We start from the raw sequence: 26,758 nt of genomic DNA, 5'->3' as shown, positions 1-26,758 counted from the left end.
TCAACCTAGTTCGAAACTCTATTTATATTATCATTAAATTGTGACAACTACGGATTAGAACTCAAAAACTAAAGCGAGATTGCATTTAGACCAAGATAAAATTATATTCTATCTCTCTTTTTGATATGCATATTATTCCCATCGAATACAATTGACTCCAGGACTATAGCAACAAGAGTTGAAATAGACGAACTATACACATCATTAAATTTAACATCTAAAAATAGCGCAACTACTTACAATTACTGATGTAGAGCAGGTTATATCAAAGATAGAAGTTAAAATAATATGATACTGAGAATCAAATCAATACCTTTGCAAAGATGGTTTCACCAAAAAATACAAAGCCCTAAATTCAATACAGGCTCACTAAAAAAACTTTTTGATCTGCAAATTTTTGAAGATATCACAACCAAAATTCGAAATATAGAAGCGCCAACACTCGACGCTTAGCAGACTTATGAAGTTTAAAAAATCGATTACAAGTGACAATCATAGACCTGTATATTCTTTGCTAATTTAAAATAAAACAGAAACTAAATATAAATACTATTGGCTGTAATGCCAATGAATACTCAATAACACACACGAGAGAAACACGCTTCAGTCATAAATAAAAAAAAAAAAACAATATGGAACATTCTATTAGCATTCTGGAAATCAAAGACAATACTTTTGCAAGACAATTTGAAACTATAGTAGAGGAAGGATTAGTTTCAATTGAATATTCTTTTCAGGAAAAAAAGATATTCTTAACCAGAATAAATACTCCTGAGGAATTTGAAAATGAAGAACTTGTTTCTCAGTTCCTATCTGAAATTATGGCAATAGCCATTGAACGAAAATTAAAAGTAGTTCCAATACTTCCAAAAATTGTAGTTTTCTTCAAAAAAAATCCTGTTTACAAAGAGCTACTTCCACCTGGAATTAGACTTTAAAAAAACATTAAAATCAAACTGCCCCCAAAAAGCAAAGTGCTATTTGGGGGCAGTTTTTTAATTATTTTATTCGAAAATTTCTTCGAAATAACTATTTCTCTATTTCCTTCATGCTATCCATTTTCTTATGCGCTAAGAAACCAGTGATATCTTCAAAATGCTCTACTACTCTTCTGTTTCCAAATTCGAAAACTTTAGTTGCTAGTCCGTCAAGGAAATCCCTATCGTGAGAAACCAAGATCAAAGTCCCGTCAAAATCACGTAACGCATCTTTGATAATGTCTTTGGTTTTCATATCTAAGTGATTTGAAGGCTCATCCAGAATCAACAAGTTAACTGGTTCTAGCAATAATTTTATCATTGCTAAACGTGTTTTTTCACCACCTGAAAGCACTTTCACTTTTTTGGTCACGTCATCTCCATGAAACATGAAAGCTCCTAAAATATCTTTAATTTTAGTTCGAACATCACCAACAGCAATATCATCGATAGTTTCAAAAATTGTAGCATTTTCATTTAATAACGAGGCTTGGTTTTGTGCAAAATACCCAATTTGGGCATTGTGTCCTATTTCAAGACTTCCACCATCGATACCTATTTCCTTCATGATTGCTTTAATCATGGTCGATTTTCCTTCTCCATTTTTCCCAACAAAAGCTACTTTCTCGCCTCTTTCAATTACAATATTTGCATCCTTGAAAACGACATGATCTCCATACGATTTAGACAAATCTTTTACAATAACAGGATATTGTCCCGAACGAACTGCTGCGGGAAACTTTAATTTTAATGCTGAAGTATCCACTTCATCCACTTGTACAATAACAAGTTTTTCTAACATTTTTACACGCGACTGAACAGCATCAGTTTTAGAAAATGTCCCTTTAAAACGGTCGATAAAAGTTCTATTGTCGGCAATCATTCGTTGTTGTTCATCGTATGCTTTTTGCTGATGAATACGTCTGTCTTTACGCAACTCTAAATAATGAGAATATTTTGCTTTATAGTCATAAATACGTCCCATCGTAACTTCGATTGTACGGTTTGTAATATTATCTACAAATGCTCTATCATGGGAAATTACTACAACTGCTTTGGCCGAATTGATCAAGAAATCCTCTAACCATTGAATGCTTTCAATATCCATGTGATTGGTAGGTTCATCCAGCAAAATTAAATCCGGTTTTTGCAAAAGAATCTTCGCCAACTCAATTCGCATTCTCCATCCTCCTGAAAACTCAGATGTTTGGCGCGTAAAGTCTTCGCGAACAAAACCTAAACCTATTAATATCTTCTCTACTTCAGCTTCATAATTCACCTCTTCGATCGCATAGAATTTCTCACTTAAGTCAGAAACTCTTTCGATCAACTTCATGTACGCATCACTTTCATAATCAGTACGAATAGTCAACTGCTCGTTGATTTCATCTATCTCTGCTTTCATTCCAAAAATTTCACCAAATGCTTTAGAAGTTTCCTCCATAACAGTAGCTCCATCTGTTGTCAATAAATGCTGTGGCAAATAAGCTACTACAGCATCTTTTGGCGCAGAAATATTTCCTGTTGACGGTTTGCTTTGGCCTGCAATAATCTTAAGAAGCGTAGACTTTCCGGCTCCATTTTTCCCCATAAGAGCAATCTTATCATTTTCATTAATAGCAAAAGAAACATCGCTAAAAAGTGTAGTTCCACCAAACTGGACTGAAATATCGTTAACTGTAATCATTGTTTTAAGTTAGAGATTAGAAATTAAAGGTTGCAAGAATTTAAACACCTAAAATTTAAAAGTGCAAAGATAGATTAATTAAGTAATTTGTTTACCATAAAACAAAAGCTTCTAGAAACAGAATTAAATTCTGGTCTCTAGAAGCTTTCAAAAATCTAAAACTACTATTAAACGTCTTTATTTTTATGTATTGTATTCCAAATATGTGCATTTGAAACTCCAATATCTTCTGGGTTAAAAACAGGATCTTTACCTGCTTTTCGTTGCTTTTCATAATCTTTCAAGGCAGCCAAAGCAGGTCTTTGCAGCAAAATAATAGCGATAATATTAAACCAAGCCATCAATCCAACGCCTATATCTCCAATGTCCCAAGCTAATTTTGCTTGATTGACAGAGCCGTACATAATTACAAGCATCATAATTATTTTAAGTATATAATTATAGATTGGCGATTCAAATTTTCTAGTCAAATAAGAAATATTAGTTTCTGCAATATAATAATACGCTAATATTGTAGTGAAGGCAAAGAAAAACAAAGCTATTGCCACAAAATAAGACCCAAAACCTGGAAAAACACTATCCATGGCGCTTTGAGTATATCCAGGACCAACTGCAATATTCTGAGCACCAGAATACAAAAATTCAGATGCGCCACCCGTTCCGAAAGCTGGGTTATGAACATTGTATTTTCCGGTCATCAGCAACATGAATCCAGTTGCAGAACACACTAACAAAGTATCAATATAAACTGAAAAAGACTGCACCAAACCTTGCTTGACAGGATGCGAAACATTTGCAGCAGCGGCAATATGTGGAGCCGTTCCCTGTCCTGCTTCGTTAGAATAAATTCCTCTTTTTACTCCCCATTGAACTGCTAAACCAAAAACAGCACCAAAACCAGCTTCCATATTAAAAGCACTTTTGAATACCAACATAATAACATCAGGTAGTTGTTGAATGTCAGCAATTATAATCACTAAGGCGATAAGCATATAACCAATTGCCATAAAAGGAACTATATACTCAGTAAACTTTGCAATTCGTTTTACACCACCAAAGACAATAGCAGCAAATATCAAAACAACCCCAATTCCCGTAATCCAAGTATCTAATTGAAAGGCATTTTTGATTCCGTCAGCAACTGAGTTTGCTTGAACTCCGGGCAACAAGACACCCGCCGAAATAACTGAAACGATCGCAAACAAAACACCAAACCATTTCACCCCTAAACCTCTTTCTATATAAAAAGCAGGTCCACCACGGAATTCACCCAAATGTTTCTCCTTGTAAATTTGAGCCAAAGTAGCCTCGACAAAAGCAGTACTCGCTCCTAAAAAAGCCACTAACCACATCCAAAATAAAGCTCCAGGTCCACCAAAAGCAATTGCTGTGGCCACTCCTGCAATATTTCCGGTACCTACTCTACCGGCCAAAGACATTGACAATGCCTGAAATGAAGAAACTCCAGATTCTGTGCTTTTTCCATCAAATAGCAAACGGAACATTTCCTTGAAATGACGCACTTGTAAAAAGCGTGTTCTGATCGAAAAATAAAGTCCCGTACCTAAACACAAAATGATTAATGCATTACTCCATACTATGTCATTTAACATCCCAACAACTTTTTCCATATATTTGCTTTATTTACAATTATCATAAAACCAACAAAACAATCGTTTCATTAATAATTTTTGATAAAACTATAACATACTGATAAAAAAAACTAACTATATACTTTATAAAAAAAATAAAAAGCATTAATAAGCTAAAAATCAAGCTCTAATAAAACAAACTATTTTTACATTAAAACAGCACTATTAACAATAATAACCGATAAAATAAGGTTTTACCCCAAAAATAAAAGCATAAAAAAACCGCCTCATTACAATAAATAAGGCAGTTTTTCTTATGCGAACTTGTAAACTACTAATTCTTTACTCTTTTCTCCATTTTCTTGTTTCTTCAAAAACATGTTCTAAAATTGCAGCTTCTTTTTCGTCAAACTCCATATTTCTACGACTCAAAACGATTCTTGCTGTTTCAAATGCTTTTTTAGTTAGGTAAGTTGTAAAACCAGCAGCTCCACCCCAAGAAAAACTAGGAATAAAATTGCGAGGAAATCCAGTTCCAAAGACATTAGCACTTACTCCAACTACCGTTCCGGTGTTAAACATGGTATTAATTCCGCATTTACTGTGATCCCCCATCATCAAGCCACAAAACTGCAATCCAGTTTTAGCAAAACCTTCCGTTTCATAACTCCACAACTTCACTTCTTCGTAGTTATTTTTTAGATTTGAATTATTAGTGTCAGCACCCAAATTACACCATTCACCAATAACTGAATCACCAAGATAGCCTTCATGTCCTTTATTCGAATGAGCAAAAAGCACCGTGTTCTTTACTTCACCGCCAATTCTTGAATACGGTCCTACTGTTGTAGCACCATAAACCTTAGACCCCATCTTTACAGATGCATTTTCACACAAAGCAAAAGGTCCACGAATAGCAGTGCCTTCCATAATTTCAGAATTCCTACCAATATATATAGGACCAGTAGATGCATTTAAAGTTACAAATTCTAAAACTGCTCCCTCTTCAATAAATACGTTTTCAGGAGCGATCACGTTAACACTTTTGGGAATTGGTTTTGATTTTCTATTTGCAGTCAAGAATTCAAAATCCTCCCGTATAGCGGCATCATTTTTTGAGAAAATATCCCAAGTACGCATTACTATTATACAATCTTCATTATATTCAATTATCTCATAAGAATCGAAATCTACTTCTTCTTGATTTTCATCTGTAAAAAAGGCAACAACTTCTTCCCCTTTAAAAATAGCCTGATTTGCTTTTAGATTAGTGATCATTTCTACTAAAACAGTATTAGGAAGAAAAGAGGCATTAATCATCACACTCTCCTCTAATTCGACCATTGGATATTTCTCTGATAAATACTCCTCGGTTAAGGTTGTGGTGGTAGATCCTAGATGCATTTCCCATTTTTGACGAATCGTCATAATCCCAATAAGGATATCAGCGACAGGACGCGTAAAGGTAAAAGGCAATAAAGCATTTCGGGCTGGACCGTCAAAAAGTATGTAATTCATATAAAAATTTATTTAATGATGCGGTTATTTATCATTTTATAGTTTAATTCTAAAAATCGCTCTTTTAATACAATTGCAGCAAAGTTACAAAGTTTTCAAAATAAAGAACAAAAAAGCCTCCCACATTGGAAGGCTTCAATAAATTTTGAAAACAAGTTATATTATTTAACGTGTTTAGCGTATTTAGTTTTGAATTTATCAATACGTCCTGCAGTATCGATAAGTTTGTTTTTTCCTGTGTAAAAAGGGTGAGAAGTTCTAGAGATCTCTAATTTTACAACTGGGTATTCAACACCATCAACTGTAATTGTCTCTTTTGTTTCCGCAGCAGATTTAGTAATAAAAACGTCTTCATTTGACATGTCTTTAAATGCTACTAATCTGTAATTTTCTGGGTGCGTACCTTTTTTCATCTTTTTTATTTGTTTGGTTACAACTTGTTTTGAAGCTTTTCTTTCGACAGAAAAGGTGTAAACTCATTATAACTTTTTGTTTTACACTATTATTTTGAGACTGCAAATTTACACTTATTTTTCAATAAACAAATCTTTGTTTTCATTTTTTTTATTAAATCGTAAAAACTGTTTTTTATAGCCCAATATATTGGGAATTACTATATTTGTGCATTAATAAATATAAGGTCTCTATGGAAAAAAGTGCATCCCCCGGTAAATCTGGAATATTATATGGTATAGCGTTTGGCGTTATAATGATTCTCGAATTTGTAATTATGTATATAATAGGTATGAGATCCTTAGTAGGAACTAGCGCCGGAGTGATTGTCAATATTGCTAATTACCTTGTACTACCTCTAATATTCATCTATTTAGGATGTATGAACTACAAGAAAAACTTAAATAACGGATTCATTTCCTATGGTGAATGTCTAAAAACGGGAGTTGCTATCGCTTTTATAGCTGGACTAATTTATGGTCTTTTTAGTATTGTTTTTAATCTTATTTTTCCCGAGTTTCTTACTGAGATGATTTCAATTACCAAAGATGATATGATTAGACAAAACCCTAACATAACCTCTAAAGATATGGAGATGGGTATTGAAATGATGAAAAAATTCTCAAATCCATTAATTGTCTTACCTGTCACACTTGCAATGTATTCTTTTATTGGGTTATTATACTCGCTAATTGTTGGTGCAATTGTAAAAAACCAAAATCCTCAAAGCCTTTAATTAATGAATTTATCCGTACTTATACCTCTTCTCAACGAAGAAGAGTCCCTTAAAGAGCTTTATACTTGGATTATTAAAGTAATGCAATCCAATAACTACACCTACGAAATCATCTTTTTAGATGATGGAAGCAATGACAATTCTTGGTCGATTATCGAAGAATTTGCCGCTGAAAACCCATATGTTAAGGGAATACGTTTCATGAGAAACTTTGGTAAATCCCAGGCTTTACATGCTGGTTTTGCTAAAGCCAAAGGTGATGTTATTATCACAATGGATGCTGATTTACAAGATAGCCCTGAAGAAATTCCGGGTCTTTATAATATGATTACTTCTCAAAACTTTGATTTAGTTTCAGGTTGGAAAAAAAAGCGCTACGATTCTGTGGTTGCAAAAAACCTACCTTCAAAGCTATTCAATTGGGCAGCTAGAAAAACATCTGGTGTAGAGCTGAATGATTTCAATTGTGGATTAAAAGCCTATAAAAATATAGTAGTAAAGAACATCGAAGTTTCGGGTGAAATGCACCGATACATTCCTGTATTGGCAAAGAATGCCGGTTTTGGAAAGATCGGAGAAAAAGTGGTTCAACACCAAGCTAGAAAATATGGAGAAACCAAATTTGGAATGGAACGTTTCATTAATGGATTTCTGGATTTAATTACGATTTGGTTTCTGTCTCGATTCGGAAAAAGACCAATGCATTTATTTGGAGCCATGGGATCACTAATGTTTATTATCGGTTTTTTACTGGCAGGATACATTGGAATATCAAAACTATACCACATGTACAACGACATGCGCTATAGCCTAGTTACTGACAATCCTTGGTTTTTTATTGCCTTAACCACTATGATATTAGGCACACAATTATTTTTGGCAGGATTTCTTGGCGAAATAATTTTACGCACAAAGAGCAACGAAGAGCGTTATAAAATTTCAGGCGAGGTTAATTTATAATTTGCTCTAGCCTTAATAGAAGTGGAAATCCTTTTATACTGGGGTTCAGCATAAAAGATTGAAACGGATAGCAGGATTAGCTCCTAAAATTAAACTAAAAGCTTAAAACATATAAAAAATGGAAATTAAAGAAAACATTTTGAATGCGGTAAACGAATGGTTGACACCAACATTTGACGCAGCAACACAGCAAGCTGTCAAAGAATTAATAGCTGGTTCTCCAAAAGAACTAGAAGAAAGTTTTTATAAAGATCTAGAATTTGGAACTGGTGGAATGCGCGGTGTAATGGGCGTTGGAAACAACCGAATCAATAAATACACACTTGGAAAAAGTACACAAGGACTATCTGATTATTTACTAAAAACGTTTCCTAACCAACCTATAAAAGCTGCTATCGCTTATGATTGTCGTCACGACAGTGATACTTTAGCAAAAGTGGTTGCCGATGTTTTCTCTGCAAATGGTATCGAAGTGTTTTTATTTTCAGAACTGAGACCTACACCTGAGTTGTCATTTGCTGTTAAGCACTTGGGATGTCAGTGCGGAATTGTACTTACAGCTTCTCACAATCCTCCTGAATATAACGGATACAAAGTATATTGGGAAGATGGCGGACAAATTGTTCCTCCACAAGACGGAGCTATTATTGATGGAATCGAAAAACTAAACTTCGATCAAATTAAGTTTGATGCTAATGAAGCTTTAATTCATTATATAGGAAAAGAAGTAGATGCCGCTTTCATAAAATCATCTATTGAAAATGCAAGCTTCAACACTCCCACTGCAGCAAAAGAGAACCTAAATATCGTTTTCACCTCTTTACACGGGACTTCGATAACTTTAGTTCCTGACACTTTAGCTCAAGCTGGTTATACCAATGTTAATATAGTTCCTGAACAAGCAGTTCCAAATGGTGATTTCCCAACTGTTAAATCTCCAAACCCAGAAGAACCGGAAGCCTTAGCAATGGCAACAGCACTAGCTGATAAGATAAATGCAGATATTGTTATTGGCACAGATCCTGATTGCGATCGTTTAGGTGTTGCTGTTCGAAATAATGAAGGACAGATGACTTTATTAAACGGAAATCAAACAATGATTTTGATGACTGCTTTTTTATTGGAAAAATGGAAAAATGCAGGCAAAATAAATGGTAAACAATTTGTTGGCTCAACGATTGTTTCCACGCCTATGATGATGGAACTAGCGACAAGCTATGATGTAGAATGTAAAATTGGCTTGACTGGATTTAAATGGATCGCAAAAATGATCAATGACTTTCCAGAGCAGGAATTCATTGGTGGTGGTGAAGAAAGTTTTGGTTATATGGTAGGCGACGCTGTGCGTGATAAAGACGCTGTTGCAGCTACCTTATTAATTTGTGAAGTTGCGGCTCAAGCCAAAGCTAAAGGAAGTACGGTGTACAAAGAATTACTACAATTGTATGTAGACCACGGTTTCTACAAAGAATACTTGGTTTCAATCACCAAAAAAGGAATCGAAGGATTGCAAGAAATCAACCAAATGATGATTGATTTGCGCGAAAACCCCTTGAAAGAGATTAGCGGACAAAGAGTTATAATCGTCGAAGATTACCAATCTTCTATCGCTAAGAATTTATTAGACGGTTCCGAAAGCACAATGGATCTTCCAAAATCGAATGTCCTTATTTATTACACCGAAGATGGATCAAAAATATGTGCCAGACCAAGTGGAACCGAGCCAAAAATAAAATTCTACATTAGCGTGAATACTTTCTTAGATTCTGTTGACGACTTTAAAGAAGTAGACGCAATTTTAGATCAAAAAATTAAGAATATAATTACAGCAATGCAATTGAACTAATGGATAAAAGTTTATTAAAATTAATTCCTTACACAAAACCGTATAAGTCACATATCATATGGAATGTGGTATATAATATTTTGTATGCCTTGTTTAGCACTATTTCTATGCTTACCCTCCTTCCAGTACTTGAAGTGCTTTTTGGAAAAACAAGGGCGGTATTAACTAAACCTGTTTACACTGGAATAGGAGAAATCAAACAATTTGGTACTGATTATATGTATTACCAAATTTCCTCACTAACAAAGGACAACAGTATCCAAGTTGCCTTATTGTTCGTGGTCTTAATGGTAATTACAACATTCTTACTTAAAAACTTATTCAATTATTTAGCATCGCATCATATCATGCATCTCAAGAATGGTGTTTTGAGAGATTTGAGAAAATCAATGTATAAAAAAATCATAGACTTGCCTATTTCCTTCTATTCTGAAAAAAGAAAAGGAGATATTATGGCTCGTATGCTGGGAGATGTCAACGAAGTACAAAACTCCTTTTTCTCTATTTTAGAATTAGTTGTAAAAGAACCGCTTACCATTATTTTTGCGCTAGCAACGATGTTTATTATAAGCACAAAACTAACTTTATTTGTTTTGATTTTCATGCCTATTTCTGGATGGATCATTTCGAAACTAGCCAAAAACCTGAGAGCGCAATCATTACAAGCGCAAAAGGAAAGCGGAATGTTAATTTCTATTGTTGATGAAACTTTAGGTGGATTAAAAGTGATTAAAAGCTATAATGCAGAGCCTACTTTTAAAAATAGATTCAATGATTCGGTAACACGATTATTAAATTTAACAAACAGCATAGGAAGTAGAAACAATTTAGCCACACCATTAAGTGAGTTTCTGGGGGTAACAACCATAGCCGTTTTACTTTTTTATGGCGGTAATTTAGTTCTAATAGACAAAACCTTAGACGGATCAGCTTTTATCGTTTATCTAACTTTGGCATTTAATATTCTTACGCCTGCTAAAGCGATCTCTAAAGCTTCGTATTCCGTAAAAAATGGGTTAGCAGCTGCAGAACGTGTATTTGAAGTTCTAGAAGTAGAAAACGAAATTACATCTAAAGAAAATGCCGTTGTAAAAAACACTTTCGAATCTGATATAACAATCAAAAATATCAATTTCAAATACGAAGATGAAAAAGTGCTAAAAGACTTTTCACTCCAAGTTAAAAAAGGACAAACCGTTGCCTTAGTAGGTCAATCTGGAAGTGGAAAAAGTACAATCGCTAATTTACTAACTCGTTTTTATGACGTTAATGAAGGTACAATAACCATTGATGGAATAAGTATACAAGACATGAACTTGCAGTCACTTCGTGGGTTAATGGGACTCGTTACCCAAGACAGCATTTTATTTAATGACACGATAAAAGCTAATATCTTAATAGGAAAGATCGATGCCACAGATGACGAAATTATAGAAGCTCTGAAAATCGCTAATGCTTATGAATTTGTAAATGAATTACCTAACGGAATTCACACCAACATTGGCGACAGCGGAAATAAACTTTCTGGAGGTCAAAAACAAAGACTTTCTATCGCCCGTGCCGTTTTAAAAAATCCTCCAATTATGATATTGGATGAAGCCACTTCAGCTTTGGATACCGAAAGTGAAAAATTTGTGCAAGTTGCTTTGGAGAATATGATGCAAAATAGAACTTCCATTGTAATTGCTCACCGTCTTTCGACTATTAAAAATGCAGATGTTATTATAGTGATGAAAAAAGGAAAAATTGTAGAGCAGGGATCTCATGACGAATTAATTGCACTAGAGGGAACATATAACAAATTAGTTTCGCTACAATCGTTTGAATAATATTTGTTGATTTTAAATATAAGGTTTACCAATTGCGTTCAACTTATAAATTATTCCATTTTTAAATCTTTAAATAAAAAGAATGTACCATACCAATCCAAATATTAATCTTCCTGAAGACCCAGACACCATTGTTTGGAAGTATTTGGATTTGTCTAAATTTTTGGATTTGTTAATGTCTAAAAAGCTATTCATGTCGAGATCTGATAAATTTGAAGATCAATATGAAGGCACATTCAGCGAACCTACATTCGAAGAAATTAGAAAATTATCGATCGACAACCCCGATTTTTTAAAGTTCTACAAAGAGCAACGCGAAAAAGTAGCGATTAGCAGTTGGCATATTAATGAATATGAATCCTTTGCTATGTGGCAAATATTCACACAAAACACCGAGGGACTTGCCATACAGTCCACAATAGGCCGATTGCAAAAAGCACTTGCGCCCGAGAATAATTACAAACAGTATATTGGCGAAGTCAATTATATCGATTACAAAAAAGAATACATTCCTTTTGACGATATGTTTTTTCCGTTTTTATTCAAGCGAAAAAGTTTTCAGTACGAGCGCGAAGTACGAATTATCTCAGACGTGGCCGAAAGTACTATTACCTTAAATGATGGTTTAAAAATAAATGTGAATCTTGATCAGTTGATCGAAAAAATATACATTCACCCAAAATCAGAAAACTGGTATAAAAACCTAGTAATCCAACTGGTAAAGCAACTGGGATTTGATTTTAAAATTGAAAAATCTGATTTAGAGAGCGATATCCTAATTTAGTATTTTGCCGTTTTCTAAATTGGCTCGTAGTTCGTCACTTTCCATTCACTTCTTGATAAATCGATGTAACTGTATTGTACCACATCATCTTTGTCAAACTGTCCGTTTTTATTGGTATCTTCTACAGTTCTAAAATACAAACGACTTTTAGATTCTATTAAATTCCAGTCAATCAATTCCTGAAAATCTGCTGATACTTTTGTAAAATGTTTTCCGCTAATATCACTTAAATACAAGCATTTAATATCACTACTATCCAATTTTCCGTCTCTATTAGTATCCGTATCAAACATGGTATAAACCATTATTTGTTTCTTGATTCTGTCAGCAACAGGCTTTAAATAAGTTGCAGTTTGAATTAAGGCAGGCTTATCTGTTAACGGTCGTATCGAATCTGAATCGGTTTTTTGAAACTTCAAATTTTGCAAGTAGCCAGTAATCTCATTTTCTCCGTAGTTCGAAATTGTGAAACTTAAATCAATTACACTTGAAGATCCGTATCTCGCTTTTGTTCCTCTTTCATACACTCTTAAATCCCCAACTGGATGAATCAAATAATCAGTTCCTTCCATCTGAATAGGCAAGTCAGAAATAGCAACTTGCGTCGTATCTACTTTTGCAATTCCTTTTCCTTTCACAGTATCATAAATAACTTTTGGCTTCTCAACTTCCTTCTTGCAACTGGCTAAAACCAATACTATACTACTTAATAAGGCTATATGTAAATTTTTCATAAAGATGTAATATTAAAATAAATCCAAATGTAATGAATTTTAAAAATGGTTCTTATAATTATAACTAATATATATGATAAAACGATTTGTTAACTTAAAGTGATTGCTTTCTTACTTTATAATCTCGCGTTCAACTTAACATTAAACACTCTAGTGGTCATATAATTCGGAATGGCATATTCATTTTTCGAATAAACATCCCGCACCCAAGTATTTGTAATTGCGTTTTGATTGTTAAAGAGATTAAATATTTCTAATCCTATCGAAAGCTCTTTAAAATTCCCCAACCAATTTTCTTTTCTCTTCCCTGTACTGTTATCCAATACTACTTTTGAAAACCCAACATCTACCCTTCGATAATCATTTAATCTGTTTTGGTACAAATAAGGATCGGCATAAGACGGCGAGCCGCCAGGTAATCCCGTATTATAAAGTAAATTTAAATATATTTTTACACTTGGAATATTAGGCATATAATCCTGGAACAAAAGTCCGAACTTCAATCTCTGATCAGTAGGTCGTGCGATATAACCTTTATTCTCACTATTTTCTTCTGTTTTAAGATAACCAAAGCTAAACCAAGATTCGGTTCCAGGAACAAATTCTCCGTTTAACCTAAAATCCACACCTTGCGCATACCCTTTGGCCACATTAGAAGCCGCATAGCGTATTCTCACATTATCAATTGTATAGGTATTCACATCTGTAAGTGATTTATAATATAACTCTGAAACAAGTTTAAAAGGGCGCTCCCACATTTTATAACTATAATCATTACTTAACACAAAGTGAATGGATTGTTGTGCTTTTACATTTGGCTGAACAATTCCGTCCGCATCCCTAAGTTCTCTATAGAATGGCGGTTGATGGTACACACCTCCCGAAACTCTGAAGACCATATCTTTTTCCCAATCTGGTTTTATTGCAAATTGTGCTCTGGGGCTAAAGGTCGTTTGAGCTTTTCCATTGACATTCCCTCCGGCAACTTCCCAATTATGAATACGCACTCCTGCATTGTACCACACTTCACTTCTACCTATTTTATCTTTCCTACTCCATTGCCCATAACCAGAAAATCTATTTATTGTATTGAAATTCGTTGCCCGTACATTTTGGTACGGAAGTAAAGGTCCGGCATAAGGCGAATAGGGCTGATCATTTTTAGGCAAATTAATAATCGGGGGATTTATCGAAAAACCAGCGGAGTCAATCACTTCCCACTCCACTACTCTATCGCGAATTGATTCCCGAGTAAATTTAACTCCCCATTCTAACAGGTTTTTTTTCCAATCGTGAAAGCCTTTTATTTCGGAATTTACAATTAGGGCATCTAGATCGTTTCGAGCGTGATTGAGTTGACTACCAATTCCGCGACTAAAAGCGACCTCGCCATAAGTATCAGATCCTATATTAGAATCCACTTCTCCTAAGCGATATTGCGCAAAAATATCAAAATGCTCTTGCTCTAAAGTATGAAAAACAGAACCAATAAATTTTAATGTAAAAGCATCTGTTGCTTCGAAAGTTGTTTTAAACGCACCAAAATAGGTGTCGTATTTATCTTTTTCAAGTCCTTCATAATACACCGTGAGCGCCATCGGATTGTCTATGGTTCCAAATTTAGTTTCACGAGTTAAAGGTTGGTATTGGTATTTGTTTTGCGAGATATTACCCAGAAAACTCCATTGCCATTTTGGCGAAGCCTGATAATTTACGTTTGTTTGCACGTCGACAAATGCGGGTGTAAAATTAGTTTGGGTGTCTTGGCTATTTACTAAAAGACTGTTGTTTCTATAACGAACACCTGTGATTGCGGTCCATTTTTTATTTTTCGAAACTGCATCTACTGATAGGCTTCCGCCAAGAAAACTCGCTTCAAGTGTAGCACCAAACTTCGTGGGTTTTCGATATGTAATATCTAATACCGAGGATAACTTATCACCGAACTTTGCTTGAAAACCACCCGCAGAGAATTCTACATTTTGAACCAAATCAGTATTAGTAAAACTTAATCCTTCCTGTTGTCCAGAACGAATTAGAAAAGGCCGATAGATTTCGATCTCATTTACATAAACCAAATTCTCATCATAGTTTCCACCGCGAACAGCATATTGCGTACTCAGTTCATTATTCGAATTAACTCCTGGAAGTGTTTTTAAAATATTTTCGATACCTGCATTAGCACCAGGAATTTTCCGAATAACCTCTGGGGCAATTGTCGTAATTCCTTGAACCTGCTTCTTATTATTAGTAGTGACTATAATTTCGCCCATTTGTTCTTCTTGATTATTCATAACCAAGTTGAACTCATAGTCTTCATCTATTTTTAAAGTAAGATAGACCGTCACTTTCTTTAACGAAATATGAGTAAAAACGATAGCGACTTTTTCATTGACTGGCACTCTTACAAGATAAAATCCGTTTTCGTTAGATTGTGTTCTGTTTCCTGCTGCCGTAACATTTATATTCTCTATTGGTCGATTATTATTATCAAGAATTACTCCCTTTACACGTGCTGATTGTGCAAACGAAGACAAACCCATCCACAGAGTAATAAAAACAAAGACTATTTTATTGACACTCAAGTTGTATGTATAAGGTTATTTTTGGCTTCTAAAAAAACTAGTTTCAAAGATAGTAGAATTTCCTACATTATCTGTGACCACAACTTTTAAATCATTAGCTCCTTCTGCCACTACTCCATCTTTAAAATCATGCGTAATTCTTCTTGTTTTATTATCATATTCGAATAAAATCCAATTGCCATTCAAATAACCATTATAGCTCTTTATACCTGAGCCACTGTCATTAATTGAAAGTTGAATTGTTTTTTGAGAACTTATCCACTTGCCTTCAATAGAATTACCAATAGAAATCGTAGGCGCAGTGGTGTCCATTGCTAGTTTATATGTACCTAAAGATCTCACTTTAGCAGTAAAAACATTGTCCTTATTGTAAGTGGTGTTATAACCTAGTTTTCCACTTTTATCGATATCTGCAATAAATACTTTCTCCTTTTGACTATCGGTGTATTTATCATCTTCGATAGTAATTGTAAAATTAGAATGTACAGCAATCGTATCATCATGTAAGTACAACGTATCACCTTTCGCGTCAAATTTCATGTCAAAATCTTCATAGAAAGTTCCGGCGGGAAAGAAAACCGACATGTTATTTTTAGCAAAACTATTGTCTTTATTCACTTTTATAAAATAATTCGAAACGACAGCCTCTTTTTCAACAATTGGCGCTGATGAATCATAACTAATGGGGATGGAAATCGTTGTGGTATTACCTGTAAAATCAGAAACTTCAATACGATAAACGGATGTCAAGTTAGGAACTACAGTAATCACCCCGTTTGTATCATCAGTCTTTATCAAACTCAATTTATATGAATTCACCATAAATAGTTTTTGTACTTTTTGTGAAGTTGTTTTATAGCGAGGATAATCTACCAATGCATTTATATAGCGCATTTCGTCGAATGAAAAAGTGTCCATTTGAAAACCAAAATTAGGTTTTCCATTCAAAAAAGTCTGCAACTTATATATTCCGGTTCTGTTAGCTGACATATTATTATAATCGACAGCGGTCACTCCAAAACCAATTTTGCCATTTGCCACCACCTTATTTGCCAGATAGCTTCCATCCTTTTGTAAAGATAAATTTAGAAGCAGCGGACGTTTCGAACGATTTACTGAAGATTTACTGTCAACAGGGTAAACATAAACTGCTGAAACGGTCGGTTTTTTAGTGTCTTTGAAATCCTTGTCAAATCCAAATAAAAAGGGATTGATCACTTTTTCTGTTTTGCTGTCTCGAAATTCAAAATGCAAATGCGGCCCACCTGAAGAACCTGTATTTCCAGACAATGCAATGATTTGTCCTTTTTTGACTACCAACTCATCCGGTTTCAAAAACATCTCGATTTCATATGATTTTTCTTTGTAATGCGTTTTAAAAATAAAACTTTCGATAGCGTCAGTTGCTCTTTGTAAATGACAATATACAGACGTATAACCATTTGGGTGAGTTATATAAATTGCCTTCCCATTTCCGAAGGGCGAAATCTTTATTCTAGAGACATAACCGTCTCCCGCAGCACGCACATTCAAGCCTTCTCGCTGTAAGGTTCTATAATCTAAACCTGCATGAAAATGATTGGATCTTAATTCACCAAAATTTCCTGAAAGCTGCATAGGAATATCAAGAGGCGGACTAAAATAGTCCTTTGGAAAGGTCGTCTGTGCTAGTACAGTGGCCGAAAACAATAGAAAACAAATAACAAATCTCATAGCATACATTTTTGCTAAGATAAATAAAAGTAACTAGTTCTCCTTGAATTAAATGGCAGATTAAGTAACCTATTAAAGTACAGCCAATTGATTATTTTATAATAAAAAAACGAATAATATATTGTAATAATAAAAACTAATACTAAATTTGTAATAATAAGTAATACGTAGGATAAATTATGAGTGTAATTGCAGAAATAATTGATACTCTTGAAAATAAGGTTGAAAAACTAATTCTAAAAATAAAACGTTTAGATCAAAATACTCAGGAGTTAAAAATCGAATTAACAAAATCTGCAACTATCATACAAACTCAAGCAAATGAGATTGAAGCGTTAAAATCGCAATATGAGACACTTAAAATTGCCAACTCATTACTAGGCAGTGACGATAATAAGAGAGAGACAAAGCTTAAAATAAATTCATTAATTCGTGAAATTGATTACTGTATAGCACAGCTATCTGATTAGTAAAACATATGGACGAAAAGCTTAAAATTAAAATATCAATCGCAGACAGAGTATACCCGTTAACGGTAGATCTTTCGCAAGAAGAAGGACTGAGAAGTGCTTCAAAAAAAATTGACGTGATGATGAAGCAATTTGAAGAAAATTATGCTGTGCGTGACAAACAAGATGTATTAGCGATGTGCGCTTTACAATTTGCCTCACAATCAGAACAAAAACAAATTGATAATGCTATTAATGGTGAAGAAACCATTGAAAGAATTAAAAAAATCAACGCGCTTTTAGATCAATATCTCGACAATTAAACGTTCTTTACAGAAACTAAGATACTGCCTACATTAGTTCACATTTGGTAAACTCAACACTAACAATTTAGAATGAGCAAATCATCACTACTAAAGCATGCCACGCCTCGGCGAGGAAACTTGAACAGTGAGTTAGCTCAAAACTTGTCTTTTCGAGTTTATACAAACGACTTAATGTAGGCTTTTTTTATATATAAATTTTAAACAAACATGGAAATATTAACGATCATTATTTCAGGAATTATAGGTATTGCAGCGGGTTTTGGAATCGCTAAAATTATAGAAAAAAGCAATATTTCTAACCTCATTAAAAGTGCAAAAAAGGAAGCTTCATCCATTTTAAAAGATGCTAATCTTGAAGCAGAGAACATAAAAAAAGATAAAATTCTACAAGCAAAGGAGAAATTTATCGAATTAAAGTCAGAACACGAACAAGTAATTCTGGCACGTGACAAAAAAGTTGCTGAAGTTGAAAAAAGAATTAGAGACAAGGAATCACAAGTTTCTAACGAATTATCTAAAGCTAAGAAAGTAAATGATGATTTTGAAGCAAAAACTACTGAGTTTACTGCTAAAATCGAAGTTTTAGACAAAAGACAATTAGAAGTTGACAAACTACATAAAAGCCAATTACAACAACTTGAAGTAATTTCTGGCTTATCTGCTGAAGAAGCTAAAAACCAACTAGTAGAAGGTTTAAAAGCAGAAGCTAAAACTAATGCGATGTCTCATATTCAAGACACAATTGAAGAGGCTAAGCTAACTGCACAACAAGAAGCTAAGAAAATTATTATCAATACCATCCAAAGAGTTGGAACAGAAGAAGCGGTAGAAAACTGTGTGTCTGTATTCAACATAGAATCTGACGATGTAAAAGGTAGAATTATTGGTCGTGAAGGACGTAACATTAGAGCACTGGAAGCAGCAACTGGAGTAGAAATCATTGTAGATGACACACCGGAAGCGATTATCCTTTCTTGTTTTGATCCTGTACGTAGAGAGATTGCACGTTTAGCTTTACACAAATTAGTAACTGACGGACGTATTCACCCAGCACGTATTGAAGAGGTTGTTGCTAAAACTGCCAAACAAATTGACGACGAAATTATAGAAGTTGGTAAACGTACTGTTATCGATTTAGGAATTCACGGCTTACACCCTGAGTTAATAAAAGTAGTAGGACGTATGAAATACCGTTCTTCTTACGGACAAAATTTATTGCAACACTCCCGCGAAGTTTCTAAACTTTGTGGAATTATGGCAGCTGAACTAGGATTAAATGTAAAATTAGCAAAAAGAGCGGGTTTGCTGCATGATATTGGTAAAGTGCCAGATGCAGAAAGTGATTTACCTCACGCATTATTAGGAATGCAATGGGCTGAGAAATATGGCGAAAAAGAAGAAGTATGTAATGCTATTGGAGCACACCATGATGAAATAGAAATGAAATCTTTATTATCTCCAATTGTTCAAGTTTGTGATGCAATATCAGGAGCTAGACCAGGAGCTAGAAGACAAGTATTAGATTCATATATACAACGTCTAAAAGACCTAGAAGAAGTAGCATACGGATTCAATGGTGTTAAAAACGCTTATGCAATTCAAGCTGGTAGAGAACTAAGAGTTATCGTTGAAAGCGAAAAAGTATCTGATGATAATGCAGCTACACTTTCTTTCGAAATCTCACAAAAAATACAAACCGAAATGACTTATCCAGGTCAGGTTAAAGTAACAGTAATTAGAGAAACTAGAGCGGTTAATATCGCTAAGTAATCCTCCCCTAGCCCCTCCGAAGGAGTGGAATAAAAAAAGACCTATTGAATTTCTATTCATTAGGTCTTTTTTTTTTGCATAGTTATTCCTGTGAATACGCTATGTATCGATGATCCTTATTTATTTGCAATCATTAGCTTTTTCTGGGATGAAAATTATTAATCACTTCTGATAAAAACTTCCTGTCGAGATGCAAATAGATCTCCGTTGTAGTTATTGACTCATGTCCTAGCATCAATTGAATCGAACGCAAGTCGGCACCATTCTCGAGAAGATGCGTAGCAAAAGAATGACGAAATGTATGTGGACTTATTTTTTTATTCAATTCTATTTTAACTGCCAAATCTTTGATAATTGTAAATATCATCGCTCTTGTAAGCTGGCCACCTCTCCGGTTCAAAAACAAAATATCACCGTGTTCCTTCTTAACATTGAGATGAATTCTAATATTATCTTTATAGAGATTGATGTATTTATGAGTTAGACTACCAATAGGCACAAAACGCTGCTTATTTCCCTTCCCTGTGATTTTGATAAAACCCTCTTCGAAGAATAAATCAGATATTTTTAAACAAACTAATTCCGAAACCCGTAGTCCACAACCATACAGCGTTTCAAGCATCGCACGATTTCGTTCTCCTTCATTTGAGTTCAAATCAATTGCATTAATTAGGGCATCGATTTCATCGACAGACAAGGTATCGGGTAATTTCCGGCCCGTCTTGGGAGATTCGATAAGTTCCAAAGGGTTGTCGAGACGATAATCTTCAAAAATCAAATACCCAAAAAAACTTTTCAAACCTGATATTATTCTTGCTTGCGAGCGTGCATTTACTTCACTTGAAACCGCATAGATAAATTCCTGAATCGTTTCTTCTTGGATTTTAAGTGGCGAAATATCGATTTGATTTTCACTGAGAAATAAACACAGTCGCTCGATATCGAAAGAGTAGTTATCTATCGTATTTTTTGATAGACCGCGTTCGATTTTTAAATACGACTGATAATCTTTGATATATGAATTCCACTTCATCTTACAAAGAAAAGCCTTTTCTAGCTATAAAAAAGGCGCTGTCGTAAAAACGCTTTACAAACTCTTCTTTGTATTAAAATCTATGTGGAAATTAAAACATTTATAAATTTCGAAATATTAAATACTGGAATCACAATTTCTAATTATTGAACAAATCTATTTTCCTGAATTTTTTTCATGACAGAAACATACGAAAACCGTTCGCTAAAATCTTAATTAATCAAAATTTAATCATTTAGACAAACCACTGTATAAGAGAGATTTAAATTAAACTCGAAATTTAATTAAAAGGATTGATTTTATAAATAGCAATAATAAAACACTAACACCCAGCACTTTTACACTCTAATTTTATTTCAGACGATTGCGCGAATCTAACTTGACACAATTGCCATTCTCAAATTACGGCTCAGTATTTGATTTATGGAAATCGTAATAACAACAAATAAATAAAAAGGAGTCATCAACAATATTTATCTTAAAAAAGGGTTATGTATTGCAGCTTCAAATTAAAAATTATTATTTAAAAACAATTTTATGAAAAAAACGATCTTAGCAGCAGTTGCCTTATTGGCTATGTCTGCATCAGTACAGGCACAATTAGTTAAAATTGGAATAAAAGGAGGATTGAATTATGCTAATCAAAATGGTTCAGAAATTAATATCAACAACGAAAACTATAGCACCTCAGCTATTACGAGTTACCACGCGGGTTTAGTCGCTGAGATTAAATTGCTAAACAGTTTCGCTATTCAACCTGAATTATTGTATTCGACACAAGGCGCAACCTACAAAAATGCTGTCGAAGAATTTAAAAATGAACTAGGTTACTTGTCTATTCCGGTAATGGCTAAAGTTTATTTGAATAAAGTAGTCAGTCTTGAATTAGGACCACAAGCTTCCTTTCTATTAAGCGAAAGAAATAATTTTGACATTAAAGACGCTAACACATTCGAATTCGCAGCTAATGCAGGACTTGGCTTTAAAATCACAAACAACTTCTTTCTTGCGGGTCGTTATAGCCTAGGATTGACAGACGCTTCAAAGAATGCTGAAGTAAAAAACTCAGTAGTTCAAGTTTCAGCTGGATTTCTTTTCTAACAGAATAAAAAACTAATTATATCAAAACCGTTCTTTAATTGGAACGGTTTTTTTATTTTTACAAAAACATCGATTATGAAAATTTGTATTATCAACGGACCTAATCTGAATCTGTTAGGAAAAAGAGAGCCCGAGGTTTATGGAAAACAAACCTTTGAGGAGTATTTTACTACTTTACAAATTAAATATCCAGCAATTGAATTTACTTACTACCAGAGTAATATTGAAGGAGAACTAATCGGGAAGATTCAAGAATTTGGATTTTCTTATGACGGAATCATATTGAATGCTGGCGCCTATACCCATACTTCTATTGGGATTGGGGACGCAATAAAAGCAATTACAACTCCTGTTATAGAAGTACATATTTCTAATACTTATTCTCGTGAAAGCTTCAGACATCAGTCCTACATTTCTGGAAATGCAAAAGGGGTTATCCTTGGATTTGGATTAAAAAGCTACGAATTGGCCGTTTTATCTTTTATAGAATAAATATTCCTTAAAAAAGCACTAAAACTTAAAAGGAGTTGGATTTTCTAATCCAACTCCTTTTTTTATATTATTTAATCATACAAATGAGGCTCTACATGAATCAAAACATGCCCCAGTTCCGGTAATTCTCTCCTTAAGGTATCTTTTAATTTATGAGCTAAATCGTGTCCTTCTTTTACGGTAATAGCGCCGTTTACTATTGCATGTAAATCGACATGATACTTCATACCAGCTTTTCTTATAAAACATTTTTCAGTATCAATAATTCCTTCAACCTGTAACGCTACATCTCTAATATTCTCAATCAAATCGTCATATACATGTTCGTCCATAATTTCACCTAATGCAGGTCTAAAAATGAGATAGGCATTAAAAATAATAAATACCGAAGCAAAAAGTGCCGCCCAATCATCTGCCGACTCGTATCCTTTCCCTAATAATAAAGCTACAGAAATCCCGATAAAAGCTGCTACAGAAGTAATTGCATCACTTCTATGATGCCAGGCATCAGCTTTTAATGAAGAACTATTTGTTTCTATACTTCTTCGAATAACCAACCGAAAGGAATATTCTTTCCAAATAATTATTGCTCCTAGAACATATAATGTCCATGATTTAGGTAATTCATGAGGAGTTCGAATATTTAAAACACTCTCATGAGCAATTATTGTAGCCGAAATAACTAGAAAACCAACAACAATAAAGGTGATTAATGGCTCTGCACGCCCGTGTCCATACGGATGATTTTTATCAGCTGGTCTATTCGAATATTTAATTCCGAATAAGACTAAAAACGAGGCGAAAATATCGGTGGTGGACTCAATCGCATCAGCAATCAAGGCGTATGAATTGCCAAAAAAACCTGCTAAGCCTTTTATAAGAGCTAAGCAGGTATTTCCAATAATACTAAAGTAAGTTGCTTTTACAGCAGTTTGTTCATTTGTCATTACTTGTTATTCACTTTATTATTCAACACGAACAATATTTGCTCCTATAGCTCTTAGTCGTTCGTCAATTCTTTCATAACCACGATCTATTTGCTCAATGTTTTGTATCGTACTTGTTCCTTTTGCAGAAAGCGCAGCAATCAATAAAGAAATGCCAGCACGAATATCAGGCGAAGACATCGTAGTCGCTTTCAACTGTGATTGAAAATCATGTCCCATAACCACTGCTCTATGCGGATCACACAACATTATTTTTGCCCCCATATCGATTAATTTATCCACAAAAAACAATCGGCTTTCAAACATTTTTTGATGTATCAAAACATCCCCTTTCGCTTGCGTAGCTACAACCAAAACGATACTCAATAAATCCGGAGTAAATCCTGGCCAAGGTGCATCGGCAACGGTAAGAATAGAACCATCAATATCTGTTTTAATTTCGTATCCATTTTCATGAGAAGGAATGTAAATATCATCTCCTCTTCGTTCTAAAGTAATACCAATTTTTCTAAAAGTACTTGGAATCACACCTAGATTATCCCAACTTACATTTTTAATGGTAATTTCACTTTTAGTCATGGCAGCTAATCCAATCCAACTACCTATTTCGATCATATCAGGAAGAATTCTATGCTCACACCCACCAAGGTTTTCCACCCCTTCGATAGTTAATAAGTTAGATCCAACTCCTGAGATTTTTGCACCCATCGAGTTCAACATCTTACAAAGTTGTTGCAAATAAGGTTCGCAAGCAGCATTATAAACCGTTGTTATTCCTTTTGCTAGTACAGCAGCCATAACAATGTTTGCTGTTCCAGTTACCGAAGCTTCGTCAAGTAGCATATCTGCTCCTTTCAATCCTTTTGGAGCTTCTACTCCATAAAAATGATCTTCTTTGTTGTACCGAAATTTTGCACCTAAATTGATAAAACCTTCAAAGTGTGTATCTAATCTTCTTCTACCTATTTTATCACCACCTGGTTTTGGGATATATCCTTTACCAAAGCGGGCTAAAAACGGACCAACTATCATGATAGAACCACGTAAAGATCCTCCCTCTTTCTTAAAAGCTTCTGTTTCTAAGTAATCTACATTGACGTCGTCTGCTTGAAAAGTATATGAATTAGGACCATTTTTCTGTATTTTTACTCCTAAATTTCCTAAAAGTGTAATTAATTTATTGATATCAATAATATCAGGAATATTGTTGATTATTACTTTTTCAGGAGTTAAAAGTACAGCACATAATATTTGTAACGCTTCGTTTTTTGCACCTTGCGGAGTAATTTCTCCTTTTAAACGAATACCTCCTTCTATTTTGAAAATTCCCATATATTTGTAGTAAAATTTATTTAGTTTATTTTTTAAAACAATCTCGAATTAACTGGAGAATTAACCTCCATTTCGTACTGTCTTAATCTCTCACTAACTCTGATTATTATTGTTTTTTTGTGAATGTTTTCGATTTACCTGGCTTTGAATTCTTATTACTTTGAATTTTTGGTTGCCCCAATGGTAAAATTTTATTCGAAATTCGTTTGTTTGTGCGCAATAAATCTGTTGTGCTAATAAGCTCTTCAGGATTTTGTATCATATTCAACTTACCATCTGAAAGTTCGTATAAATGCTCAAAAATCACATCGTCTTTAACAGTGTCTTTGTTCCAGCTCAAATAAGATTTTTTCATGTGATTTGCAATCACTTTCACTAGTGCATTTTTCATATCACCATCCTCCCATTTATTGGCAACATCAATCATATACTTAATATTATTACCGTAATATCTGTATTTTGGAAAATTCTGTGGATATTGCAATACGTCAGGTTTTAGCTGTAATACTTCACGTGAAGGAATTGGATACGGTGAATCTACATCTAATTTAAAATCGGACATAATAAACAATTGATCCCATAATTTATGTTGAAAATCCAATACGTCACGTAAATGAGGATTTAAACTCCCCATCACTTGAATAATGTATTTTGCCGCTTTATTACGCTCTTCATTATCCTCAATCGCAACTGCTTGCTCAATAAGTTTTTGTAGATGACGTCCATATTCCGGAATAATTAAATGCGATCGCTCAGCATTATATTCTAAATGATGTACAACATCGTTGGCGATTTCTTTTTGGTATTTTGAATTCATAAGTGAATTGTATTTTTATTCAGTGTTACAGACTCATTTAAAGTACAAACAAAACAAGTATTTACGTTTGCTTTAATTAGTCTTTTTCCTATTTACAAGGAAACGATACCTTCGATAGTAGAAACTTCCAGGTATTTATCAATTATTTCTTGAGAATCTTTAATCTGAACATCAACTGAAATACTGGTAAACCTTCCGGTCTTGGATTTTGTCGTTGTAATAACGGCACCCATACAATCAAAAGCCAGTTCAACACGTTCCACGTTATCGTTTACAGAAGGAACAATAAATTTAAACAAATATAAAGCAGGCCAGCTATTACTATTATCCAGCTCTACTTTTAATCGCGCATAAAATTCTTCGGTGTTTTTATCCATTGTATATATTAGAAAATAATAGCAAATATACGGTTTCAAATGTAAATTATGAATTATGAAATATGAATTTTTCCTTAAAACTATAATTTTAAGCGCAATCATTTTTTAATTTTCCAATAAGTTTAAGTAAGTTTGCGCCTTATTTCCAAAAAGTGCAGAAAGAAATCATAGTAATTATCGGCGGTCCCGGGACAGGGAAAAGTACTCTTATCAATGGGTTAGTAGCCAAAGGTTTTTGCTGCTACCCTGAAATTTCCAGAGAGGTAACCTTAGAAGCAAAAAAACAAGGCATCGAGCAATTATTTCTCGAAAAACCCTTGTTGTTCAGCGAACTACTTCTTGAAGGAAGAAAAAAACAATTCAATGATGCGTTGAATGAATCTCATGATGTTGTTTTTATTGATCGTGGAATTCCTGATGTTTTGGCTTATATGCATTATATCGGGGACAGCTATCCAGCCTTTTTTGACACTATTTGTAAGGAACATGTCTACACTAAAATTTTTATCCTCCCGCCTTGGGAAGAGATTTACGTAAGTGATGAGGCCCGTTACGAAAACTACGAACAAGCAAAATTGATTCAAAGCCACCTTATAGAAACCTACGAAGGTTATGGCTATTCTCTTATAGAAGTTCCTAAAGACACTATAAATAACAGAATTCTTTTTATATTAGATGAAATTTCTAAGTAATTAGTTGT

Annotated in this window: 24 protein-coding genes; 12 read left to right on the top strand and 12 right to left on the bottom strand. The window is 34.0% G+C overall.

Translation table 11 applies throughout. The features are described from left to right. Window positions 1-653 precede the first annotated feature (653 nt). Complete coding sequence (locus FQU23_RS13190) at window positions 654-938, top strand: N-acetyltransferase (protein WP_147674313.1); 285 nt, start codon at window positions 654-656, stop codon at window positions 936-938. Window positions 939-1,029: 91 nt separating this feature from the next. Here the strand turns inward: FQU23_RS13190 and FQU23_RS13185 are convergent, their stop codons facing one another. The 4 genes from FQU23_RS13185 to FQU23_RS13170 form a co-directional block, all read right to left on the bottom strand. Then, the gene (locus tag FQU23_RS13185; protein ID WP_147674238.1) at window positions 1,030-2,664 is read right to left on the bottom strand and encodes an ABC-F family ATP-binding cassette domain-containing protein; all 1,635 of its coding nucleotides are present in this window, start codon (window positions 2,662-2,664) and stop codon (window positions 1,030-1,032) included. Between the two features lie 167 nt (window positions 2,665-2,831). Beyond that, window positions 2,832-4,295, bottom strand: coding sequence for an alanine/glycine:cation symporter family protein (locus tag FQU23_RS13180; protein ID WP_147674237.1), 1,464 nt, complete (start codon window positions 4,293-4,295; stop codon window positions 2,832-2,834). A 303-nt stretch (window positions 4,296-4,598) separates the two neighbouring features. Next, window positions 4,599-5,774, bottom strand: coding sequence for a GlmU family protein (locus FQU23_RS13175; RefSeq protein ID WP_147674236.1), 1,176 nt, complete (start codon window positions 5,772-5,774; stop codon window positions 4,599-4,601). 161 nt (window positions 5,775-5,935) lie between these two features. Continuing rightward, a complete protein-coding gene (locus FQU23_RS13170; RefSeq protein WP_132111505.1) occupies window positions 5,936-6,187 on the bottom strand; it encodes a type B 50S ribosomal protein L31 in 252 nt (83 codons plus the stop codon). A gap of 233 nt (window positions 6,188-6,420) precedes the next feature. Here FQU23_RS13170 and FQU23_RS13165 point away from each other — a divergent pair, with 233 nt between their 5' ends. From FQU23_RS13165 to FQU23_RS13145, 5 genes are all read left to right on the top strand, one after another. Then, entirely contained in the window at window positions 6,421-6,963 is a 543-nt protein-coding gene (locus FQU23_RS13165; protein ID WP_147674235.1) for a DUF4199 domain-containing protein, read from the top strand. 3 nt (window positions 6,964-6,966) lie between these two features. Then, the gene (locus FQU23_RS13160) at window positions 6,967-7,923 is read left to right on the top strand and encodes a glycosyltransferase family 2 protein (protein ID WP_147674234.1); all 957 of its coding nucleotides are present in this window, start codon (window positions 6,967-6,969) and stop codon (window positions 7,921-7,923) included. 118 nt (window positions 7,924-8,041) lie between these two features. Next, a complete protein-coding gene (locus FQU23_RS13155; protein WP_147674233.1) occupies window positions 8,042-9,769 on the top strand; it encodes a phospho-sugar mutase in 1,728 nt (575 codons plus the stop codon). Beyond that, the gene (locus FQU23_RS13150; protein WP_147674232.1) at window positions 9,769-11,598 is read left to right on the top strand and encodes an ABC transporter ATP-binding protein; all 1,830 of its coding nucleotides are present in this window, start codon (window positions 9,769-9,771) and stop codon (window positions 11,596-11,598) included. Before FQU23_RS13155 ends, FQU23_RS13150 begins: the two co-directional genes overlap by 1 nt. Window positions 11,599-11,680: 82 nt before the next feature. After that, window positions 11,681-12,382 (top strand): DUF2971 domain-containing protein, encoded by a 702-nt coding sequence (locus FQU23_RS13145; protein WP_147674231.1) that lies wholly within the window; start codon window positions 11,681-11,683, stop codon window positions 12,380-12,382. A 14-nt stretch (window positions 12,383-12,396) separates the two neighbouring features. On the opposite strand, the gene FQU23_RS13140 is transcribed toward FQU23_RS13145, so the two are convergent. From FQU23_RS13140 to FQU23_RS13130, 3 genes are all read right to left on the bottom strand, one after another. After that, window positions 12,397-13,116 (bottom strand): hypothetical protein, encoded by a 720-nt coding sequence (locus FQU23_RS13140; protein WP_147674230.1) that lies wholly within the window; start codon window positions 13,114-13,116, stop codon window positions 12,397-12,399. A 116-nt stretch (window positions 13,117-13,232) separates the two neighbouring features. Further along, the gene (locus FQU23_RS13135) at window positions 13,233-15,659 is read right to left on the bottom strand and encodes a TonB-dependent receptor plug domain-containing protein (RefSeq protein ID WP_147674229.1); all 2,427 of its coding nucleotides are present in this window, start codon (window positions 15,657-15,659) and stop codon (window positions 13,233-13,235) included. Window positions 15,660-15,716: 57 nt separating this feature from the next. After that, window positions 15,717-17,414, bottom strand: coding sequence for a M23 family metallopeptidase (locus tag FQU23_RS13130; RefSeq protein WP_147674228.1), 1,698 nt, complete (start codon window positions 17,412-17,414; stop codon window positions 15,717-15,719). A gap of 179 nt (window positions 17,415-17,593) precedes the next feature. On the opposite strand from FQU23_RS13130, the gene FQU23_RS13125 reads away from it, so the two are divergent. The 3 genes from FQU23_RS13125 (at window position 17,594) to rny (ending at window position 19,959) form a co-directional block, all read left to right on the top strand. Beyond that, a complete protein-coding gene (locus tag FQU23_RS13125) occupies window positions 17,594-17,884 on the top strand; it encodes a hypothetical protein (protein WP_132111488.1) in 291 nt (96 codons plus the stop codon). An 8-nt stretch (window positions 17,885-17,892) separates the two neighbouring features. Next, entirely contained in the window at window positions 17,893-18,186 is a 294-nt protein-coding gene (locus tag FQU23_RS13120) for a cell division protein ZapA (RefSeq protein ID WP_132111486.1), read from the top strand. Between the two features lie 210 nt (window positions 18,187-18,396). Beyond that, window positions 18,397-19,959, top strand: a complete 1,563-nt coding sequence (gene rny, locus FQU23_RS13115; RefSeq protein ID WP_132111484.1) for a ribonuclease Y — start codon at window positions 18,397-18,399, stop codon at window positions 19,957-19,959. Between the two features lie 133 nt (window positions 19,960-20,092). Here rny and xerD read toward each other — a convergent pair whose 3' ends face one another. Next, entirely contained in the window at window positions 20,093-20,992 is a 900-nt protein-coding gene (xerD, locus tag FQU23_RS13110; protein ID WP_147674227.1) for a site-specific tyrosine recombinase XerD, read from the bottom strand. A gap of 537 nt (window positions 20,993-21,529) precedes the next feature. On the opposite strand from xerD, the gene FQU23_RS13105 reads away from it, so the two are divergent. Together FQU23_RS13105 and aroQ are read left to right on the top strand one after the other, a co-directional pair. Then, window positions 21,530-22,093, top strand: a complete 564-nt coding sequence (locus FQU23_RS13105) for a porin family protein (protein ID WP_132111480.1) — start codon at window positions 21,530-21,532, stop codon at window positions 22,091-22,093. A 75-nt stretch (window positions 22,094-22,168) separates the two neighbouring features. Continuing rightward, window positions 22,169-22,585, top strand: coding sequence for a type II 3-dehydroquinate dehydratase (aroQ, locus tag FQU23_RS13100; protein ID WP_147674226.1), 417 nt, complete (start codon window positions 22,169-22,171; stop codon window positions 22,583-22,585). A 71-nt stretch (window positions 22,586-22,656) separates the two neighbouring features. On the opposite strand, the gene FQU23_RS13095 is transcribed toward aroQ, so the two are convergent. The 4 genes from FQU23_RS13095 to FQU23_RS13080 all read right to left on the bottom strand — a co-directional run bounded on the left by FQU23_RS13095 (window position 22,657) and on the right by FQU23_RS13080 (window position 26,058). Beyond that, window positions 22,657-23,532, bottom strand: a complete 876-nt coding sequence (locus FQU23_RS13095) for a cation diffusion facilitator family transporter (RefSeq protein ID WP_147674225.1) — start codon at window positions 23,530-23,532, stop codon at window positions 22,657-22,659. Window positions 23,533-23,550: 18 nt separating this feature from the next. Further along, window positions 23,551-24,864 carry a UDP-N-acetylglucosamine 1-carboxyvinyltransferase gene (murA, locus tag FQU23_RS13090; protein ID WP_147674224.1) on the bottom strand — a complete coding sequence of 438 codons (1,314 nt, stop codon included), beginning with the start codon at window positions 24,862-24,864 and terminating at the stop codon, window positions 23,551-23,553. 106 nt (window positions 24,865-24,970) lie between these two features. Continuing rightward, entirely contained in the window at window positions 24,971-25,681 is a 711-nt protein-coding gene (locus FQU23_RS13085; RefSeq protein ID WP_147674223.1) for a DUF4290 domain-containing protein, read from the bottom strand. 92 nt (window positions 25,682-25,773) lie between these two features. Continuing rightward, entirely contained in the window at window positions 25,774-26,058 is a 285-nt protein-coding gene (locus FQU23_RS13080) for a DUF493 family protein (protein WP_132111470.1), read from the bottom strand. Window positions 26,059-26,210: 152 nt separating this feature from the next. Between FQU23_RS13080 and FQU23_RS13075 the strand changes: the two genes are divergently transcribed. Next, complete coding sequence (locus tag FQU23_RS13075; RefSeq protein WP_147674222.1) at window positions 26,211-26,750, top strand: AAA family ATPase; 540 nt, start codon at window positions 26,211-26,213, stop codon at window positions 26,748-26,750. The last annotated feature ends 8 nt before the right edge of the window (window positions 26,751-26,758 follow it).

Origin of the sequence: Flavobacterium sp. XN-5, from assembly GCF_008033395.2 — a bacterium.
In the GTDB taxonomy this organism is placed as follows: domain Bacteria; phylum Bacteroidota; class Bacteroidia; order Flavobacteriales; family Flavobacteriaceae; genus Flavobacterium; species Flavobacterium hiemivividum.
The sequence above is the reverse complement of the archived record's forward strand: the minus strand, read 5'-3'. Positions and strand labels throughout refer to the sequence as shown.

What these genes read in the sequence shown, in the direction of transcription:
- FQU23_RS13185 (WP_147674238.1), bottom strand. Translation starts at nt 2,664, where the DNA reads ATGATTACAGTTAACGATATTTCAGTCCAGTTTGGTGGAACTACACTT.
- FQU23_RS13180 (WP_147674237.1), bottom strand. Translation starts at nt 4,295, where the DNA reads ATGGAAAAAGTTGTTGGGATGTTAAATGACATAGTATGGAGTAATGCA.
- FQU23_RS13175 (WP_147674236.1), bottom strand. Translation starts at nt 5,774, where the DNA reads ATGAATTACATACTTTTTGACGGTCCAGCCCGAAATGCTTTATTGCCT.
- FQU23_RS13170 (WP_132111505.1), bottom strand. Translation starts at nt 6,187, where the DNA reads ATGAAAAAAGGTACGCACCCAGAAAATTACAGATTAGTAGCATTTAAA.
- FQU23_RS13165 (WP_147674235.1), top strand. Translation starts at nt 6,421, where the DNA reads ATGGAAAAAAGTGCATCCCCCGGTAAATCTGGAATATTATATGGTATA.
- FQU23_RS13160 (WP_147674234.1), top strand. Translation starts at nt 6,967, where the DNA reads ATGAATTTATCCGTACTTATACCTCTTCTCAACGAAGAAGAGTCCCTT.
- FQU23_RS13155 (WP_147674233.1), top strand. Translation starts at nt 8,042, where the DNA reads ATGGAAATTAAAGAAAACATTTTGAATGCGGTAAACGAATGGTTGACA.
- FQU23_RS13150 (WP_147674232.1), top strand. Translation starts at nt 9,769, where the DNA reads ATGGATAAAAGTTTATTAAAATTAATTCCTTACACAAAACCGTATAAG.
- FQU23_RS13145 (WP_147674231.1), top strand. Translation starts at nt 11,681, where the DNA reads ATGTACCATACCAATCCAAATATTAATCTTCCTGAAGACCCAGACACC.
- FQU23_RS13140 (WP_147674230.1), bottom strand. Translation starts at nt 13,116, where the DNA reads ATGAAAAATTTACATATAGCCTTATTAAGTAGTATAGTATTGGTTTTA.
- FQU23_RS13135 (WP_147674229.1), bottom strand. Translation starts at nt 15,659, where the DNA reads ATGGGTTTGTCTTCGTTTGCACAATCAGCACGTGTAAAGGGAGTAATT.
- FQU23_RS13130 (WP_147674228.1), bottom strand. Translation starts at nt 17,414, where the DNA reads ATGAGATTTGTTATTTGTTTTCTATTGTTTTCGGCCACTGTACTAGCA.
- FQU23_RS13125 (WP_132111488.1), top strand. Translation starts at nt 17,594, where the DNA reads ATGAGTGTAATTGCAGAAATAATTGATACTCTTGAAAATAAGGTTGAA.
- FQU23_RS13120 (WP_132111486.1), top strand. Translation starts at nt 17,893, where the DNA reads ATGGACGAAAAGCTTAAAATTAAAATATCAATCGCAGACAGAGTATAC.
- rny (WP_132111484.1), top strand. Translation starts at nt 18,397, where the DNA reads ATGGAAATATTAACGATCATTATTTCAGGAATTATAGGTATTGCAGCG.
- xerD (WP_147674227.1), bottom strand. Translation starts at nt 20,992, where the DNA reads ATGAAGTGGAATTCATATATCAAAGATTATCAGTCGTATTTAAAAATC.
- FQU23_RS13105 (WP_132111480.1), top strand. Translation starts at nt 21,530, where the DNA reads ATGAAAAAAACGATCTTAGCAGCAGTTGCCTTATTGGCTATGTCTGCA.
- aroQ (WP_147674226.1), top strand. Translation starts at nt 22,169, where the DNA reads ATGAAAATTTGTATTATCAACGGACCTAATCTGAATCTGTTAGGAAAA.
- FQU23_RS13095 (WP_147674225.1), bottom strand. Translation starts at nt 23,532, where the DNA reads ATGACAAATGAACAAACTGCTGTAAAAGCAACTTACTTTAGTATTATT.
- murA (WP_147674224.1), bottom strand. Translation starts at nt 24,864, where the DNA reads ATGGGAATTTTCAAAATAGAAGGAGGTATTCGTTTAAAAGGAGAAATT.
- FQU23_RS13085 (WP_147674223.1), bottom strand. Translation starts at nt 25,681, where the DNA reads ATGAATTCAAAATACCAAAAAGAAATCGCCAACGATGTTGTACATCAT.
- FQU23_RS13080 (WP_132111470.1), bottom strand. Translation starts at nt 26,058, where the DNA reads ATGGATAAAAACACCGAAGAATTTTATGCGCGATTAAAAGTAGAGCTG.